Annotated in this window: 14 protein-coding genes and 1 pseudogene; 12 read left to right on the forward strand and 3 right to left on the reverse strand. The window is 63.6% G+C overall.

Going from position 1 to position 17,647, the window contains the following annotated elements; genetic code table 11:
- The first annotated feature begins 15 nt into the window (after positions 1-15).
- The 4 genes from LZC95_46330 (at position 16) to LZC95_46345 (ending at position 3,517) form a co-directional block, all read left to right on the forward strand.
- Positions 16-1,014, forward strand: coding sequence for a DUF2169 domain-containing protein (locus LZC95_46330; protein ID WXA93861.1), 999 nt, complete (start codon positions 16-18; stop codon positions 1,012-1,014).
- The gene (locus tag LZC95_46335) at positions 998-1,843 is read left to right on the forward strand and encodes a hypothetical protein (protein WXA93862.1); all 846 of its coding nucleotides are present in this window, start codon (positions 998-1,000) and stop codon (positions 1,841-1,843) included. Before LZC95_46330 ends, LZC95_46335 begins: the two co-directional genes overlap by 17 nt.
- A gap of 103 nt (positions 1,844-1,946) precedes the next feature.
- Positions 1,947-3,047: a DUF2169 domain-containing protein gene (locus LZC95_46340; GenBank protein WXA93863.1), complete on the forward strand. Its 1,101-nt coding sequence runs from the start codon at positions 1,947-1,949 to the stop codon at positions 3,045-3,047.
- Positions 3,035-3,517, forward strand: coding sequence for a hypothetical protein (locus LZC95_46345; protein ID WXA93864.1), 483 nt, complete (start codon positions 3,035-3,037; stop codon positions 3,515-3,517). Before LZC95_46340 ends, LZC95_46345 begins: the two co-directional genes overlap by 13 nt.
- A 2-nt stretch (positions 3,518-3,519) precedes the next feature.
- On the opposite strand, the gene vgrG is transcribed toward LZC95_46345, so the two are convergent.
- Positions 3,520-5,790 (reverse strand): type VI secretion system tip protein VgrG, encoded by a 2,271-nt coding sequence (vgrG, locus tag LZC95_46350; GenBank protein ID WXA93865.1) that lies wholly within the window; start codon positions 5,788-5,790, stop codon positions 3,520-3,522.
- Between the two features lie 85 nt (positions 5,791-5,875).
- On the opposite strand from vgrG, the gene LZC95_46355 reads away from it, so the two are divergent.
- The 6 genes from LZC95_46355 to LZC95_46380 all read left to right on the forward strand — a co-directional run bounded on the left by LZC95_46355 (position 5,876) and on the right by LZC95_46380 (position 13,535).
- Complete coding sequence (locus tag LZC95_46355) at positions 5,876-6,736, forward strand: hypothetical protein (GenBank protein ID WXA93866.1); 861 nt, start codon at positions 5,876-5,878, stop codon at positions 6,734-6,736.
- Positions 6,733-9,657 (forward strand): hypothetical protein, encoded by a 2,925-nt coding sequence (locus LZC95_46360; protein ID WXA93867.1) that lies wholly within the window; start codon positions 6,733-6,735, stop codon positions 9,655-9,657. Before LZC95_46355 ends, LZC95_46360 begins: the two co-directional genes overlap by 4 nt.
- A 99-nt stretch (positions 9,658-9,756) precedes the next feature.
- Positions 9,757-10,938, forward strand: a complete 1,182-nt coding sequence (locus LZC95_46365) for a PQQ-like beta-propeller repeat protein (protein ID WXA93868.1) — start codon at positions 9,757-9,759, stop codon at positions 10,936-10,938.
- A gap of 102 nt (positions 10,939-11,040) precedes the next feature.
- Complete coding sequence (locus LZC95_46370; protein WXA93869.1) at positions 11,041-12,015, forward strand: phosphoribosylaminoimidazolesuccinocarboxamide synthase; 975 nt, start codon at positions 11,041-11,043, stop codon at positions 12,013-12,015.
- 20 nt (positions 12,016-12,035) lie between these two features.
- The gene (gene purS, locus LZC95_46375; protein ID WXA93870.1) at positions 12,036-12,284 is read left to right on the forward strand and encodes a phosphoribosylformylglycinamidine synthase subunit PurS; all 249 of its coding nucleotides are present in this window, start codon (positions 12,036-12,038) and stop codon (positions 12,282-12,284) included.
- 195 nt (positions 12,285-12,479) lie between these two features.
- Positions 12,480-13,535, forward strand: coding sequence for a serine/threonine protein kinase (locus LZC95_46380; protein WXA93871.1), 1,056 nt, complete (start codon positions 12,480-12,482; stop codon positions 13,533-13,535).
- A gap of 282 nt (positions 13,536-13,817) precedes the next feature.
- Here LZC95_46380 and LZC95_46385 read toward each other — a convergent pair.
- A pseudogene (locus LZC95_46385) lies at positions 13,818-14,732 on the reverse strand (sigma 54-interacting transcriptional regulator).
- A complete protein-coding gene (locus LZC95_46390; protein ID WXA93872.1) occupies positions 14,671-15,237 on the reverse strand; it encodes a hypothetical protein in 567 nt (188 codons plus the stop codon). The pseudogene LZC95_46385 and the gene LZC95_46390 overlap by 62 nt, the downstream one beginning before the upstream one ends.
- A gap of 178 nt (positions 15,238-15,415) precedes the next feature.
- Between LZC95_46390 and LZC95_46395 the strand changes: the two genes are divergently transcribed.
- Entirely contained in the window at positions 15,416-16,753 is a 1,338-nt protein-coding gene (locus tag LZC95_46395) for a TolC family protein (GenBank protein WXA93873.1), read from the forward strand.
- The gene (locus LZC95_46400) at positions 16,750-17,640 is read left to right on the forward strand and encodes an HlyD family efflux transporter periplasmic adaptor subunit (protein ID WXA93874.1); all 891 of its coding nucleotides are present in this window, start codon (positions 16,750-16,752) and stop codon (positions 17,638-17,640) included. The genes LZC95_46395 and LZC95_46400 overlap by 4 nt, the downstream gene beginning before the upstream one ends.
- The last annotated feature ends 7 nt before the right edge of the window (positions 17,641-17,647 follow it).

Below are 17,647 nucleotides of genomic sequence, written 5' to 3' on the forward strand. Positions count from 1 at the left end.
GACACGATGGAGTTCATGAACCATACGCCGTTCGCCGCGCGTTATCTTCCCCTCGACGTCGACGATGGTCGAGTGCGCGCGACCGTCATCGTCAAGGCTACGTACGAAGCCGCCCCCGACGGCTCACTCGTTCCTACGGCCGAGCAGCTACCAATCGTAGCGGACAGGTTGGACACTTCATTTGGCGTCTTTCACACCGACCACTTCGTCTCCAAAGAGGGCGCGGATCTATGCGTGCTCGGCACCATTCGGCGCGTGCAGCCGGTGCCGCACGTGGCCCTTTTTTTGATGGTGGGGACCTTTCGGCATCAGCTGCTCGCCTTCGGTGAGCGACGGTGGATCCGAGCCAACGGTAGCCTCGTGCCGTCTTCGCCCACCCCTTTCTCGGAGCTGCCACTCGGATACCAGTACGCGTACGGCGGAAAGGCCGAGTTCAATCACGAGATGGCCGCATGGCCCGATAACCCCGAGGGTCGCGGATACTACTTCACGGCAGCACAGGCGGAAGGCAATCCGCTTCCCAATATCGAATCGGCGCGCAATCCGCTGATCCGCACATGGGAAGAACGTCCTACAGTGGCTGGCTGGGCGCCATACCCCATGTTCTGGGGCCTACGCGCACGAGAAGGCATCGAACCACGCGACGGCGGCAAGACGCTGTCGATTCCACGCCTACGCGCACGCCTTTACAATCAGGCTCACCCTGAATTGATATTACCGAAGATCGTTCAAGGTGAGCACATATGCATCACGGGCCTGCGCGCGCATGATCTCTGGCTGGAAATTCCTCGCGATTCGGTCTCCGTCGACGTACGCGTTGCTGACACCTCGATGCAGGCCGGGGGAGTGCTCGACGGAGTGTTCGTGTGGGCGGATTTAGGCCGTCTCACAATCACGTATCGAGCACGATTCGAGTACACGTTTCGTCGAGGCGATCGACGCGTGATCAGCGTGGGCCTGCAAAGTGGCACACGCGCCATGACCCAGGGGGTGACGAATGCCCGGATCTCCTAACAAGGTTCTCAATTCGGTGCAGATGGTGGCAGGTTGCGATTTTCACCGCACCGCTCCGCCATTTGTGCCGGTATTGCCGTTCGCGCCCCATGTGGTGGCGTATTGCATTGGGTGGAGCTTCACGGGCGCGAGCAAGAAAGCACCGACCGTCTCCGCCGGTTGGGGGCGCGCACTCGGTCGACAACACGACATCGGTCCAGGCGTCTACCACTTCTGGCCCAATGCACTGCTTCCACTCATTTGGGCCGGTGCGGGCAACAAGGCGGAGTTTGCAGCCGGTACGGTGAAGATTCCGACGGGGCGCATGGCCGTCTCGCTCATCCCTTGGGTCGGGCTCAACCTTCAACTCGATTGCCAAGATTTTCCGATTCCACCAGCTCCAACCAGCATCTGTATTGCGAGCTTCAATACCGTACGCGCTGGATTTACGGGAATGGACGCCCTCGGCGGTGCCTTGGCGATGCTCTTCGACAGCGCATATGTCTGGGTCTTGAACGGTGTTCTCAGTTTCGGAGGGTCCGCTCTTAGCAATGCGATGCAGAAGGGCTTGTCCGGGTGCACGAGCGGCGTGCTTCGAAGCATTTCTAGGATGGGGTTTGTCTCCCCAAGCTTCGTCCGCACAGCGGCCTACTGGCTTAGCACCGAGGCACGTGAATTCTGGACGAGCGCGCCTAATGCGATCCCGGCAGTGGCCTCGTATCTCTTGAGCACATTCGGGGTCGGATCGCCGTTGGGGTATTCCGGAAGCTACACGCCCGGCGGGAGCTGGAGCGGTGGGGCCAACGACGCGATCAACGATTACGTATCCCCATCTCCGACCGGCCGCTGACCGCACCACGGTCCCCAACCACGAAGGAAAGAATCAGGCATTGGCCACCACGGGACGACTCTCGGGAATCACAGTCACGGCCCACCCAGAGGGGGGCTGGTGGGTGGGTGTCATCGCCAAGCGGACGTACGTGGTTCAGGCGGATCGATGTGTGCCGGCGGATGAACAATTCGCACTGGTCGAGGAGCCGCAGTTTACCGAGGACTCTTCGGTGCTCGTACACGACAGCGATCTCGTTCTCAATCGCAGACGCGCCGACGTGATCGTGACCGGACATGCGTACGCACCCAACGGGCGCGCCACGATTTTCGACGCGCACGTACGCCTGGGTGAGCTCGATCGCCGGCTGCGGATCTTCGGCGATCGGCAATGCCGTCTCGATTACAGCGGTCGCGTCCAATTTTCACCGCCCGCGGTGGTCGAAACCGTAGCCCTCGACTGGACAGCGGGCTACGGCGGCGCCGATCTGGTGGCACTCGCGCGACACGGAGACCCTACCCGTGAGATCACCGAGGCCGCAGGGGGCGCCTACGACCCGCGTTACGGGCTCTTTGCCTATCCTCGGAATCCGGCAGGTCGCGGGTATGTCACTGAAGCTACATCCGACGCACTCGAAGCATGTCGTCTACCGAATCTCGAAGTGCCAACGTGGTTATTGACGCCTGAAACGTTGTGCGTCGGAACATTCACGCGCTGGCCGGCGGGTCCCCCAGTCGCTGGGGTCGGATGGCTCTCTTACAATTATTTTCCTCGCACCGCCATGCTGGGCCTACCGCCGTTGGTCTACGATGATGCGGAGTTTGCACCGTCGAACTTTCTCGAGGTGCGGGCGGGCATCGTACGCTCACCCGATGTCGTGGCACCTGACAGCACCGTGGCACAACGACTCGACCTAGGGGCTGCGCAAGGTGCGGCCTTGGGTATGCAGTTGTCGCGAATCTGGCCGGGCAGCGCGGTCGAACTTCTACATTTGCATCCGCGACAACCGTTGTGGCGTTTTGCACTCGCGGAGGAGATGCCAAGGATTGCGCTTCAAATGCCAGACGAACCGGTGGCGGAGCTTACACCGGAGATCCGCACGGTAGAGATCCATCCCGATCGGGATCTCGTTTGTGTGGTGTGGGTCGCCCAACACCGGACATCTCTTCCCGTAGGGCCAGGAAAATTCGCAAAAATTCGCCACGCGGTCTCATGGACACACTGAAGGTGGTTTATGGGATCGAGGCCGTCGCGTTCTTCGTTGGATTGGTATTCTATTTTGCAGGTGATCACTTCTGGCCCATGTTGCGGCCGTGGATCGCGGTACTGATCGGTTTAGCCGTCGGTGTTGTGCTCGCGGTCAGCGTCGCGATCGTGTGTCTTGCTTTTGGCACCGCGCCTCGTCAGCTGATCGGACTGGGTCTGGGAGCGCTGTTGTGCGGTGGCACATTTGCGATGGGCGTAACGTACTTCGCCAACGGTGCGGCGTATCCCGGGTACGAACAACCATGCCGTGTGGTAGTGGTCGCGAGGGGGAGGGTAGGATCCAAATTCTTGGTCGAAGCACCCGAGACACTCGCGGGGCTGACGGGATATGCGCCCGGCTCGATCGATAAGGGACAACACGCAACCGTCGTGCTTCGTCGCGGCCGACTGGGCATTTACATCTATGTCACAATGCGTGTGGACAAATAGCTCTAGGCATTGACCTTCACCTCTCCACCTAGAACCTCGGCCTCGGGACCGCCATTCAAGGTCGCTTTCGCGGGTTCGAGCTTGAGACTACTCGCCACCACCTTCGCGAAAATCTCGCTCGTCCCCTCCAGTTTGATCGTCCCATCCTTCTTCAGTGAGATCGATGCATCACCACATTTGATGATGATCTCCTCTGCAGCCTCGAGTTCGATCTTCTTGGCCTTCGTCTTGTCAACTTCGGCGACTTCGCGCGTGTGGTTGCCGGCCTTCACTCCGATTTTTCGACTTCCCGTCGTCACTTCGAGATTGTCATCACCGGTTTGAATCGTGTGCGTGCGGCCGCTTTTGATGACGACTTTTTCTCCCGCCTCGATGGTCTCGTCGCGAAGCTGCTTCACCTTCACGATGAGTTTGCCCTGCTGCACGTCGACCGTGCGATTCCCTTCTTTCACGACGAGCATGTCGTCGCCCGTTTCGATCGTGTGCGTGCGGCCGGCTCTAATGAACACGTCTTCGCCCGTGGTGACCCTCTCGGTGCGCTTGCCCGCGATGGTGACTGTCTCGTTTGCGCCGATGGTGGCGGAGCGATTGGCTCCGATCGTCGAGCTCTGGTTCGCGCCGATGGTCTCCTTGTGGTTCGCGAGCACGACTTCGCGGAGGTTTTTCTGGGCGTGGAGGTAGATTTCCTCTTTGCCCGCGGAGTTGTCCTGCGTGATTTCGTTGAAACCAGCGTTGCCGGGGATGCTCCGGGTCTTCCAGGTGCTCTTGGCCACTTCGACCGGCAAGGGGTTCGGCTGGACTTGGACCTTGTTGTAAATGGCTCCGAGGATGACCGGGCGATCGATGTCGCCATCGATGAAGTCGACGAGGACTTCGGATCCGACTTTGTGGACTTGCCAAAAGCCTTCATCGCGATGGGCGACGGGCGTCATCATGCGGATCCAGCACGAGCTGTCTTTGTTGGACTCGGGGAGTCGGTCCCAGAAGAAGCGCACTTTGATGCGCCCGTGCTCGTCGATGTGGGGATCGCCGTCCTTTGGCCCGACGACACGGGCGCTCTGCAGGCGGCTCGGGGGCTTCTGCATGCGTTTCGGGTGAATGGTGGCTTTCGCCGGGACCGCCGAAAAGGAGGTGAAGCCGGTGCTCGCGCGGAATCCGCCTGCGTCGCGCGAGGCGCCCTGGACGGCGCCGTCCAGGCGGACGTGCGTCACGAGGAGCTTCTGATTGAAGCCATCTTCACGGTGGCCTTCGAGGGTGAAGGTCTTTCCGGCCGTGAGGCGATGCGAGGAGGCGGTGCCCGCGATCACGGCGGCGTCGGACCTCAGTTCGTCCAAACGCCGCTTGGCGAGCTCCTTCGCGATTTGTTGGTCCGTGAAGCGGCCCGGGTAGTCTCGTACTTCCCTCTTGTGGGAATTGGCAGGCGTCTCTTCGCCTTCGGTTTCCGCTCGCTCGATGATTGTCACCGTTCCCATGCCCGACATCTTCGACAATGGGTCGTAATCGCGATGTTCGAATGCGCCAACGCGCACACTCTGCATGCGCCGAATGCTGCGCACGTGTTCTCCTGATACGGCGCCGCCCGTGTCGTTGAACGAGATGGTGAACGGAGCGTGCTTGCCACCCTGATTGGCTTTCTCGTCGATGTCTTGGTAGCCACCAGGATCGTTGGCAAATACGAGCTTCGTCTTCGCCTCGTCGTGTTGAAAGTAGAAATGCATTCCCTCTTCGCTCGCAATGCGTTTGATGAATTCCAAATCGCTTTCGTCGAGCTGAGTGCAATATTCACGCTTGGGCGGGACACCGAGGACATTCCAGAAGCATTCGATCTGTTCGGTTTTGCAGATCTCCTCCACGATTTCGTTAATCGGCATATTTTGGAAGATTCGAAATCCGCCGCTGTGCCGGAGATTGGCCATGGTCGGCTCGAGCACGAGGAGGACGCGAGCTTGGTTCTTGCCGATGAACGCCCCGTCGGGCATCACATCGGTGATGATTCCGTGAACGACCCGTGCAACGCGACCATCCTCCTCGATCGCAAATGTGGCCTCACGACCGAGCCCATTTTCGAGTTCCGCAACGGAATCGGGCTCGGTGCCCACGAGAATCTTGTAGGTAAATAGTTCCGAAAGGCTCTCGACCGCTCGAAAAGATGCGACACGCACCGATGGCGCGTCCTTATTGGACTTCGCGTCCTTCGCAATCGTCAGCTTGTATTGCACATCTTCGTGCACGAGTCCGAAAAGCGAATCCCTCGCATCCAACGCGGTGGTCATGGCCCGTAGCATGGGAGACTTTGTCGCGACGTTGCAAGAAAGTCCGAACTTGCTGGCCGCCAAGGAAGACAGCTAACGTCTTCGCGTGCGCTACGGTTTTGGGGAGGTCTGGCTCATCACCGACCGCTTTCTACGAGATTGGCGCTTCGAAATCGTGCCCGTCGGCGAACGAACATCGAAGAACCTTAATTCCGTGTTGGATTCATCCGAAGAGTCTCTTTTTCACATCATCCAATTCACGTTCGACGATTCGCGGGCCTTGTGCGACGAGACCGCGAGCGATCTTCTATCGATTTACGATGCGCTGACAGGGACGCACCTGTGCGAGGTGTTGCCTCGCCCCACGACGGATCCGCATAGGCGACTCCGCGGGTTTCGAGCAGAGCTGAGCCGGGTACTCGATGAGGCGCTCGAAGCCGGTGTTCTCAACATCGAACGCTACGAGGTGCCTTGGCCCTTTCCGGAGCCGGAGGAAAAGCTGCCGAGTAAACCTCCGCCGTCACCCGTCGAGGAGAAGGACACGCATGACGTTCTCGTTCACGTGCCGGTCACCATGGACGACGCGAAGAAGATGCCCCACGTTTTCGTGCTCGAGAGCGACGACGGAAGCATCCGCATGAAGCACCCGTTGGCCAGCAAAGCGCGGCCGCTTGGCGAATTCGCGTGCGAGATCGAGTTCAAAGACTTGAAGAAAAGCCACCAATACCGCCTGTCGTATCTAGCCGACGGTAAACCGAACGTGCTCTTCGACTACACGCCTTATGACCAACTCCCGCATCTCATCGTTCCGGGCTCGCTCGAAGCCGACCACGGTGAAATCGCGAAGATGATCTCCGCCATGCACGCAGCGGACGACGCGTTCGACGCGAATACCGATTCATCCCACGCCGCCCCGTCCGAGCCTCCCCCCGCACACGACGGTGGCACCCGGGAGGGGAACGCGTGAGCGTCGCCGAAGCCGAATTCGTGCCTGCGAGCTTCGGGCGCACGGGGATCACGCCCACCGTCGGACTCGGGATCCCCCTCTACATCATTCATGCGACCTTCGTGCATCCGGTGACGGGCGCCGATACGGAGCTGCCGCCGCATCATTGGTTGCTCATGGATCTGGATGGCAAGGTCATCTCCGCAAGCCGGCCAAGCGATGTGAAAACGGGAATCTGCGTGATCAATGACGTGACCGATCACGGCAACAACGCGCTCGTACTCGGCTTCGTCCCAGAGCCTGCGGATGTTCGAGAATACTTCCTCGTCAACCACGAGGCGTGGATCGACCTCGATACGGGCATTTGGGCGTCACCGCAGCCCGACAGGACGAAGATCGATCCTCGCAATCTCTATCGCATCCCGGCGTGGACCACGCGTCGCAAAGCCAAGCGCGGAGGAGGCTTCAAGGACTGGCCTGCCAGGGCGCGCGCCAGCTCGCGGGAGAGCGGGGAACTGACCCGCGAAGACGTGCTGAGCAAGGCATACGGATCGCCGGCGAAGCCTTGGGAGATCGCCATCGACTTCAACTGGGTGCGCGCGACGGTGAAGTACATGTTCGCCGACTGGACCCGCGGCAAGGAGGCTCCCCTTCCCCCGGGCCTCTTCGTCGACGCGGTTCCGGCGATGCCCGACAGCCTTGTCGAGAAGGTGGGCCGTGGTGCCGCGGTGAAGAATGGAGATGGCGCGGCTCGGATGCTGCTCGAGATGGACAAGACGCGCTGGGCGGGCATTCACTTCCAATTTCACGCGCCGCCGGATACGCGCGTCGATCTCTCGGCACCCGAACCGACCGGGGGTGCGAAGGACACGCGCCTCACGGCAACGGGCGCCGCTCCACCGGACCGCGAGGTGCGGAATCTGCTTCCCGTGGTGTGGCATTCTCTCGGGCATCGCTGCAAAGCGAATGTGGGCGGCAAGGATTATGAGCGCCACTGGAGCAGCATTGCGCGAAAGCTGGTCTCGGATGGCGTGACAGACGTGACTGTGGAGTTTCACCTCGATGACGTGCAGCTCTGCAACCCGGACAGGACGGTGCGCGACCTCGACAACGGGCGCCCCGCGCTGTTCGATCATTTTTTGAAGCTGCTCGACCCCGTGGCCACGCGACCACACCTATCGGACACGGCGCTCGACAAGGGATTCCTCTATTCGGACAAGGCCTTTCGGATCGGCAAAGCGAAGCCCGGCCACGGCAAGCGGGGCATCGAGCAGACGACGCGTCTCGTCCACATGGAGGGCAAGCTCTACGATCTTCGCGACGATCGCGTGATGGGCGAACTTGGTCGCACGCCCATGATCGGCGCACGCGCTGCGATCCAGAACGCGCACCGTTTCGTGGACTACGGACGGAAAAAGGGCAATCCGTACATCGAGAAGTGCGGCGCCTACGAGATTCATTTGATCGATGTGCCGGACGTCAAAGATCCGCTGGCCGGACAGCCTCTGATGCACATGCTCCTCTTCATCTCTTGCCAGATCAAAGAAGGCGAGTTCCCCCCAAACGTCGTGGATGACTTCTACCTGATGCTGACGAAAGCGGCGGAGCGTTGGAGCCAGGGAAGCCCAGGCGTGCCGGGGCCGACGAAGGAATATCGGATCGTCTCGAAGGATCCCGCGAAACGCGACAAAGTGATCCGGGTGCGTGCCTACTTTGGACAGACGAGCTCGGACGAGCAGCTGGAGATCAAATTGAAATCTGGCGGAACGCGGTCGAATACCGGAGACCCATGGTGGCGGGGCGTGGACTCCGGCGTGATGGAGTACTACGACGGCAGCCTCAAGACAGACGTTGGCGGGGGCGCCGGAACGGGCCAGGACTCGGATGGCGTCTCGGCCGCGTGGCATACGCTCGCGCACGAGTTTGGCCATGCCCTCGGCTTGCCGGATGAATATGGGGAGTCGCTCAACCCGCACGACATCGACAAGACGATTCCAGGTCCGAGCGATCCGCGGGTGTCGGGCTACTCGCCTCCTGCGGAAGGGATGCCGACTGACTATCGGCCCTTCTACGGTGATGGTGATGCCATCATGAAAAGCAATCGGCTGCCCCGGTTACGTCACTATTGGCACCACATCGAGGCGCTCAACGAAGCCTCGGAGTTCACCGCAAACGGCGGAATTTCCGGAGCTCCGTTTCTCATGCGTCATGAGACACTCGGTGTGAGTGGCGTCGAATATGTGCGCGCACTCGATGAGCACCGGCACCCCTACACGCCAGTGTTTCATGGCAAGCGGATCCCTGGAGGACTTGGAGATTGCGCTCTTTTTCCCGTGGGGCAAGACGAGGGCGTCACCCAAGCCATGTTCGCTCTGCCCGTTCCCCTCGGTGCGCCCGTATCACCCGGACCAACACTTCTCAAACAAGATCAGTTCGATGCTCTTCTCATCGTTCGATCCCGCATACGATTTCGTTTCGACAACTCCATCGCGCCAGGCGACCAATGGAGGACCATCTCGAAGGACTTCATCGTGGAACTCTACGATGCCAATCATCGCGAGCGGGTGCGGTTCGCACTGAAGGGAGGTAGTAAACTTTCGCGCATCGCCATCTTGATCCAACCCCATTGCGACATCGGAATCGCGCCCCTCACGTCCGACGATTTGAAGCTCGTCATCTCGAGCAAGTCCCCCACTCCATCGAATCCGTTTGCGAGCGGAAGGATCGGCAGTTCGGCGGATTTGGATATGTCGCATTTCAATGCGATGTGCGTTCTTCGTGCCATTCTCGGGGTGTCGACGAGTGCACCGGCTCCCACGCCGGGCGCTCCGCCCATCGCCAACACGGCACCGATGGTCGTGTCGGATTTCGTCAACATCGCAACTCTCGTGGACCGCGAGCTCGGCGACCCTCCCGGAGCGAGGACCATCGTGCCCCTCTAGGGTGTGCCACCCATGCGATCCATGCTCACCTTTCTTATCTTCAGTGCGCTTGCACTAGCTTGCTCCTCGCGGGCGTGTGGAGAATCCAAGGAGGCCCCGATGTACAAGCTGGTTCCGTCTCCGAATCTGACCTTCTCGCGCTTCGAGACACGGAGCTCGGAATGCGTGCAGGCATCGAGCACCCGAAGCGGGCGCGTAGCGGCGCGATCGCGGAGATATGAAGAGCTGGCTCTTTTCGCGCCGATTGACGACGGCCCCCTTGGTCACCAGCCTCCGCGGGTCATCAACTTGCCTCCCGGAGGCAAGAACATCGTCCTAGAACGGCCCGGCGCGAACGGCGGAGGACTCGACGTGCGGTCCGCAACCGGCAAGCTAGATTCCGGCGGTCCCACCATATCCGCCGGAGCTCACGTTCTCGCGCATGATGATCGGTACTACCTCGATGTCCTGGGCTACTCATGGGCGGGTGAGCCGGACAAGGAATGGGCGGGGGGACATCTCAATCCATATGGCGAGTCGCTGGCCCGCAGCGTTGTAAATGGAGAGGCACGAAGCCTTATCGTGACGCCCGCAGGGCAGACGCCGGATCATCCCACCGTACCCGACTACATGATGGCGGAGCTGAATCGACCCTATGATGCCGATCGCCTTCGCCATCTTGGATGGCAGTACTCGGTCGAGGGCGCAGGTGTTGGCGCCATCGATGCTGCCGGCCACACCGTGATGGCCTTGCCCAGCGGACGACTCGTCGTGCTTCTACCGCAGGGCGACGAACGCAAATACGGCGTGCTCACCCTCGACGCGGCCATCCCGCCCAACGCGACGGATCTGAGCATCGTCCCGCCGTACGCCATGGTCCTTTACGGCGGTGGCGATGCCGGAAAGCTCGTTGCGGATCGAAGTGCCTCGATCACCTCCTCCCGGCTCGAGGCGCGGCGGCCCGATGGGTCGCTGGCGTGGAGCGCGAACGCCGCGTTTCTCGCCAAGCAGCCGCCCATCGATGGCAATGGCCGCGTCTACCTCGTGGGCGGCGGCATTGCGGCGTTCGATCTCGATGGAAAGCTGCTTTGGTCGGCGCAGTCCAATGTCCCGCTTCGCGCGACGGCGTTTGCGGACGGCACTCTGGCCGTCGTGCGCGGCAGTGAATTGCAAATCGTGGCGCCCGATGGGACGATTCGGCAGTCGTTCCGCGCCAACGAGGCGCTCACGACGTACCCTGCCATCGCGTCGGATGGCTCGGTGTGGGCGGCCTCGGCGAAGATGCTCTACCAGGCTCGCTGAGTTCCCCGTGAGACGGGCGAGTCCGCCACAGTTCGGCGGATTTTGCGCGGAATGCTATGAAACGGCTTCCGGCGCGGCGCGTTGGGGAGTAGGACGGGGGGCATGTCGAACGAGGAAAAGCTCGACCAGGCCATCCAAGTGGGGCTCGGGCGTGCGCTGGGTGGGACGGATTTTCCGTCGCTGGGCCGCAGGTACGAGGGCAAAGTCCGCGACAACTACACCACCGCCGACGGGCGCCGGTACATCGTGGTGACGGACCGGATCAGTGCGTTCGACCACGTGCTGGGCACCATCCCGTTCAAAGGCCAGGTGCTCAATCGGCTGGCGGCGTGGTGGTTCGAGCAGACGCGCTCGATCGCCGACAACCACCTCTTGAGCGTGCCCGATCCCAACGTGCTCGAGTGCGTGGAGTGCGAGCCGCTTCTCGTCGAAATGGTCGTCCGTGCGTACATCACCGGTTCGACGGGGACCAGCGCGTGGACGCACTACCAGAAGGGCGCCCGCGTCTTTGCCGGGCACCCGCTGCCGGAGGGTCTGCGCAAGAACCAGCGCCTGGCCGCGCCCATCCTCACGCCGGCCACGAAGGCTCCCATCGGCGAGCACGACGTGACGATGTCGCGCGAGGAGATCCTCGCTCAGGGCAAAGTCACAGCCGAGGAGTTCGACACGGCGGCGGCCATGGCCATGCGACTGTTCGAGGCGGGCGCGAAGCTCGCTGCGGCGCGCGGCCTCATCCTGGCCGACACCAAGTACGAGATGGGCAAGACCAAGGACGGTCGCATCGTGCTCATCGACGAGATTCACACGCCGGACTCGTCGCGCTTCTGGATGGCCGACACCTACGAAGAGCGCTTCGCCCGAGGCGAGGATCCCGCGCCCTTCGACAAGGACTTCGTGCGCCATTACTACACGGGCCTCGGCTACAACTACGACGGACCGCCGCCCCCGCTTCCGGACGACGTGCGCGCGGGCGCCGCAAAGCGCTATATCAGCGCGTACGAACGCATCACCGGCGAGACCTTCGTACCTGACACCGACGAACCGATCGCCCGTATTCGCAAAAATTTGGGTCTGTAGGAAGAACACGGAGAGATGACATGAAGGCGACCGTCGTGGTGAGGCTCAAGGCCGAGGTTCTCGATCCGCAGGGCGATGCAGTGCGACGTGCCCTGGGCACGCTCGGTTTCGAGGGCGTCAAGAACGTGCGCATCGGCAAAATCGTCGAAATCGAAATCGACGAAGCCCACTCCAAGGACCCCAAGGACCTGACGGCGCGCCTCGCGAAGATGTCCGACGAGATGCTCGCCAACCCCGTCATCGAGGACTACGAGGTCAAGCTCGGCTAGCGGCTGGCACCTAGCCCCCCTGGACGGGTCTGGTCCATTCGCGCGCGGTGCCTGGATCGCGCCCGTCGGAGGGCGCTCGGCGGTTCGTACGGGCCTTTGAACAAGTTGTTCAAGACCTTGAACAACTCGTCGAGGAGGCCGGACGGTGCGCGGGGCCCTGGCCTATGGCGTGACCATTGCGATGGTTGGTCAGCCATGGAACCAGGCACGCTGTTGGCGAACCAGTATCGAATTGGTGGGTTGCTCGGCCAAGGTGGGATGGGGGCGGTCTACGCCGGCGTGGCCGTGCACAACGGCAGGCCGGTGGCGCTCAAGGTGATGCTGGCCGACTTTGCGGCCAGTGCGGCGTTCCTCGAGCGGCTGCGGCGCGAGGCGCACGCGATGGGCGTCATCGATCATCCGCACGTGGTGCGCGTCTTCGATCTCGTGCTGGATGCGAAGCAGCCGTTTTTGGCCATGGAGCTTTTGCGTGGTCGCACCTTGGGCAGTGTGCTGCGCCGCGATGGTGCTGCCCATCCCGTGCACATGGCGCGGGTGGGCGTGCAGCTCTTGAACGCGCTCGAGGCGGTGCACCGCGCGGGGCTCGTGCACCGCGATGTGAAGCCGGACAATATTTTCCTCTTGGCGGGCTGCCCGGAGCCGTTTGCCAAGTTGCTCGATTTCGGCCTGGTGAAGCGGGTGAACAAGAAGGAGCCCGAGCTCACCAAGGTGAGCACCGCCCTGGGGACGTGGCAGTACATGGCCCCGGAGCAGGGACTCGGCCTTCACGTGGACGCGCGCGCCGATGTGTATTCGCTGGGCGCGTCGCTGTACTACGCGCTCACGGGGCAGCGGCCTTACGAGGCGGCGGGCGTGGATGCGGCAATGTTCGCGTGCTCGATGCGGCCGACCCTCCCGCTGCGAAGGCTCCGGCCGGACTTGAGCCGGCGTTTCTGCACGGTGATCGATCGCGCGCTCGCGAAGGAAGCTGCCCGGCGATGGGCTTCCGCGGAGGCGATGGCCGAGGCGCTCGAGGCGAGCATTGAGACGATGCTGGAGGCCGACGACAGCCTATCGATCGAGTCCGTGCTTCCGAATGAGGCGATGGACATAACTGCGCGCGAGTCCCGCCGTTTCGGCTACAGCCGTGACGTTACCACCGTGGTGCGCGAGCGCGGAGGTGACGTAGGTGCGCTCGAGATGGTCGATCCAGGCATCGCGGATCTCCTTGAAGGGGCGCGCGACGTCGACGGGGGGAAATGCGTCGCCTGAGGTCGATGCCGGGCTCGTAGCTCTGGGTGCGGAGGCGGCGCTGATGGCCAGGGCCTCCTCCGTGCCGAGGGTGATGGCGCGCTCGACGAAGCTGCGCAACTCGCGCACGTTGCCGGGCCACGCGCGGGCGGAGAGCTCGGTCATCGGGATGTCGAGCGGCGGGGCTCCGCGGGCGCGCAGCATCTCCTGGACGATGAGGGGAATGTCCTCGCGACGCTCGCGGAGCGGCGGGATCGCGATAGGGAGGACGTTGAGTCGGAAGAAGAGGTCCTCGCGGAAGGTGCCTTCGTTGACCATGCTCGCGAGGTTGCGGTGCGTGGCGGTGAGAAAGCGCGCCCGGATGGGGCGGTAGTTGGTCTCGCCGATGCGGCGGAACGTGTGGCTCTCGAGGGCGCGAAGGAGCTTGGGCTGCACGTCGAGCGGGAGTTCGCCGACCTCGTCGAGGAAGATGGTGCCCTCGGCGGCGACTTCCACCGCACCGAGGTGCGTGGAGACGGCGCCGGTGAAGGCGCCTTTGGCGTGGCCGAAAAGCTCCGACTCGAGCAGGTTGCCCGGCATCGCGCCGCAGTCGACGACGACGAAGGGGCGCTTGGCGCGGGCGGAGGCTTCGTGGATGGCGCGCGCGACGAGCTCTTTGCCGGTGCCGGTCTCGCCGTGGATGAGGGCGACCGCATCGGAGTTGGCCACGCGCACGAGGCGGTGAAAGAGCTCGCGCATCTTGGCGCTGCCGCCGAGCAAGGGGCCGAAGCGATCCGTGGGCCAGAGCGGGCGAGCCTCGTGATCGACGTCGATGGCGATGCGGGTGTGCCCGAGAACGACGGTGCCGCCGGCGGGCACGCGGGCGAGTCCGACGCGGACGCCCTCGACGAAGGTGCCATTGCGGCTTCCGAGATCGCGCACCCAGACGCCGTCGGCCTCGAGCTCGAGTTGGGCGTGGACCCTCGACACGAGCGGATCGGTGAGGCGAAGGGTGGCGCCGGCACCGCTGCCGATGACGAGGGTGCTCTCGAGCTTGACGGGCGGCTCGGACGAGCCGGCGACCCGCGCGTGCGCCGTGGCGAACAACTCGGAGGTTCGGCCTTGGTATTCGATGGTGGGATCGTCGGACACGCTGGGCTTTACGATAGACGAAGTCTCAGTGGTTTCCGAGCTTGGCCGCGAGAGCCTCTTCCGCTCGCGTAAGCTCGCTGGTGGCATCGATGACGATCCGCGTCTTTTTCGGCGCCGGCGCGGTGTGCGCCATCGGGCGATGCGGCGGCGGTGGCTTGGGTGCGGGTGCGGCCGATGGGACTTCCGGCGGTGGCGGTTCGGGGGCGGACGCCGGTATCGGGATCGGGGTCGGTGGTGGTGGCGGTGGCGGTGGTGGTGGAGCGGGCGGCGGCGGCGCTGGAGCCGTCGTCGCCGGCGGTGGGGTGGGAATCGATGGGGGCTGCTCGAGGTACCACGCGGAGAATCCGAGCACGGTGCCGGCGAGGCAGAGGATGGGCGTGATGAAACGCGCCCACGCGATCTCCCGTTTTGGCGGCTCGACCAAGGGCATGGGAGCTTGGGGAGGCTGCGGCGGTTGCGGCGCAGACTCCGCAAGCGCGGGCGGCGTCAGGACGATGGTCGGCTCCTGGTCGGTGACGATGGTCGGGTCGTCGCCGTAGTACGCGACCACGGTCGGATCGTCGTCGTAGAAGATCAAAGGGTTCGCTTGCACGTCGATGCGAACAGCAACTCGGGTGCCATGTAGGCGCGCCGTCTTTTGCGAGAAAGAAGAGCGTGCACCGTCCTCGCGAGAGCTCGCCCGTCCACTCGAGTGCACACTTCGCGCGGGCGAAACGCCGCAAAATGCGGGCGCGCGGCGTTGGCCAACGTCGTGCATTGGCCCACACGGCATGAGACCGAAGACGTGGTACGCCGCGCTTCTCACCGCGTTCTCGATGGCGCAGACCGCGCCCGTGCACGCGCAGGACGGCTACGCGCTGACGTTGCCCGGAGCCTTGGCGCTGGCCCGCACCCGCGGGGCCGAAATCCAGGCTGCACGGGCCCGCGCACGCGCCGCCGATGCCAGCGCCGATGCCGCCCTCGCCGGCTACCTCCCGAGCCTCTCGGGCCAAGGCTCCCTCGGTCAAACATGGTCGCGCACCGCCTCGCCCACGCCGACGCCGCCAGGCCCGGACGTCATCTACCGCGGCCAACACCGGCAACTCGATGCCTCCGCGGCCCTGCGCTGGACGGCCTTCGACTTCTGGCAGACGCCCAGCCTCGTCGGCGCAGCGCGCAGCGATGCCCGCGCCTCGTTCCAGCAGGTCAAGGCCGCGGCCAACGAGACTGCCCGCCTCGTGGCCAGCGCCTTTCTCACCGCCGCCTACGACGACTTGCTCGTGGAGAACGCCAAGACCACCACCCGCGTCCGCGAACGCCACGCCGCCATCACCCACGGGCTCGTCGCATCGGGCATCCGCCCATCCGTCGAGGAAGCGCGCGCCCGCGTCGAGCTCGAACTGGCGCGCCTCGAAACCATCGACGCCGAACGCCAGGCCGCGCAAGACAAAGTCCGCCTGGCCACCTTCCTCTTGATCCCGCCCACGACCCCCTTCGAGCTGGTGCGGCCGCAGGTCCTGCCTGCCGTCTCCCAGCAGCCCCGGGAGGCCGCGGCGCAAGCGGTCACCCGGCGCCCGGAGGTCGGAGCCTCCGCCGAGCAGGTCCACGCGCGCGAATCGTCCCTGCTGGCCGCGAAGGTCGCGCGCTTGCCCACCATCGGCGCCGCGCTCGATGCGTCGCACCGCGCGCAGTTGGGCGAGTCCGACCCGACGCCGATCTACACCAAGGAGACGTACCTCACCGCGCAGGTCACGGTGAGCGTGCCCCTGTTCGATTGGCGCGTCTGGGGCCAGGTGCCCGTGGCGCGTGGACAACTCGATGCCGCCCAAGCCGAGCGCGATGCCACGGTGGCGCGCGTTCGCGGGGAGGCGGCGGAAGCCGCGTACGGCGTTCAGGCCGCGCACCTGGTGCTCGAGCAATCCAAGTCCACCCGGGAGCTCGCGGGCGCCACCCTCGCCGTGATGGAGGCGCGCTACCAAGCGGGCCTGGTCACCTCGACGGATCTCTTCGACGCCGCCGCACGCGATGCCGAGGCACGGCGAGGCCTGATCCGCGCGGAGCTCGGGGTCGCTCTCGCCGTGGTGCAGGCTCTGGCCACGACCTACCGCATGGGGGAGCTCGAGCGATGACCCCGCGGGAAGGCGACGTTCTGCGCCTCGAGACCTCCTGGACCACGTGGTCCTTCCGCGTGGTGCTCGCCGCCGCCGTGGCCACCGTGATTGGCATCGCCATCTTCGATGTCACGGAATACGCGCGCGGTCCGGCCATCGTTCGCGTGGAGGGGCGACGGCCGCTCGTGACCACGGTGGCCGGCGTCGTCGAAACGGTGCACGTGCAACCCGGCCAGCGCGTGGAAAAGGACCAGGCCCTCGTCACCCTTTCCGCGCCCATGGAGGAAGCGGAATACCGACGAGCCAATACCGAATTTCGACTCAGCCTCGCCGCGCTTTTGCGCGATCCTGGCGATCAAGCCCTCAAATCGAGTTTGGCCTCGCTCAAGCCCAAACGCGACAACGCCGCACAGATCGCCAATGCGCGCATCGTGCGCGCACCCCACGCGGGCATCATCACCGATGTGCGCGTCCGCCCGGGGCAATACTTGACCGCGAACGAAGTCGTCGCGGGCGTTGCCCCCACCGGCGCCCGCGCCTCGCTCGTATGCCTTTTACCGGGTGAATACCGACCGCGATTGAAGGCCGGACAACGACTTCGTTTTTCGCTCGAGGGCTACAAATTCGAATACCGCACCGTGGAGGTGGAATCCGTCGGCGAAGAAGTCGTGGGCCCCACCGAGATGCGCCGCTACCTGGGCCAAGAGCTCGGCGACACCATCGCGCTGCAAGGCCCCACGGTACTCGTCAAGGCGCGGCTTCCCGCGCGCACCTTCACCGCCGATGGCCAGACCTACGCCTACGTCGAGGGCCTCATCGGCCGCGCCGACGTGGCCATTCGCAAAGAGCCCATTATCGTCGTTTTGATTCCTGCATTGAAATCATTGACCCATCGTCCCCCCTAGCCATCAA

The sequence above is a fragment of the Sorangiineae bacterium MSr12523 genome (assembly GCA_037157775.1).
Classification (GTDB): domain Bacteria; phylum Myxococcota_A; class Polyangia; order Polyangiales; family Polyangiaceae; genus Pendulispora; species Pendulispora brunnea.

Bases quoted from the DNA above. Each gene is read 5' to 3' on its own strand.
- LZC95_46345 (WXA93864.1), top strand. From the start codon at position 3,035: ATGGACACACTGAAGGTGGTTTATGGGATCGAGGCCGTCGCGTTCTTC.
- LZC95_46380 (WXA93871.1), top strand. From the start codon at position 12,480: ATGGAACCAGGCACGCTGTTGGCGAACCAGTATCGAATTGGTGGGTTG.
- LZC95_46370 (WXA93869.1), top strand. From the start codon at position 11,041: ATGTCGAACGAGGAAAAGCTCGACCAGGCCATCCAAGTGGGGCTCGGG.
- LZC95_46365 (WXA93868.1), top strand. From the start codon at position 9,757: ATGTACAAGCTGGTTCCGTCTCCGAATCTGACCTTCTCGCGCTTCGAG.
- LZC95_46400 (WXA93874.1), top strand. From the start codon at position 16,750: ATGACCCCGCGGGAAGGCGACGTTCTGCGCCTCGAGACCTCCTGGACC.
- LZC95_46330 (WXA93861.1), top strand. From the start codon at position 16: ATGAACCATACGCCGTTCGCCGCGCGTTATCTTCCCCTCGACGTCGAC.
- vgrG (WXA93865.1), bottom strand. From the start codon at position 5,790: ATGACCACCGCGTTGGATGCGAGGGATTCGCTTTTCGGACTCGTGCAC.
- purS (WXA93870.1), top strand. From the start codon at position 12,036: ATGAAGGCGACCGTCGTGGTGAGGCTCAAGGCCGAGGTTCTCGATCCG.
- LZC95_46335 (WXA93862.1), top strand. From the start codon at position 998: ATGCCCGGATCTCCTAACAAGGTTCTCAATTCGGTGCAGATGGTGGCA.
- LZC95_46395 (WXA93873.1), top strand. From the start codon at position 15,416: ATGAGACCGAAGACGTGGTACGCCGCGCTTCTCACCGCGTTCTCGATG.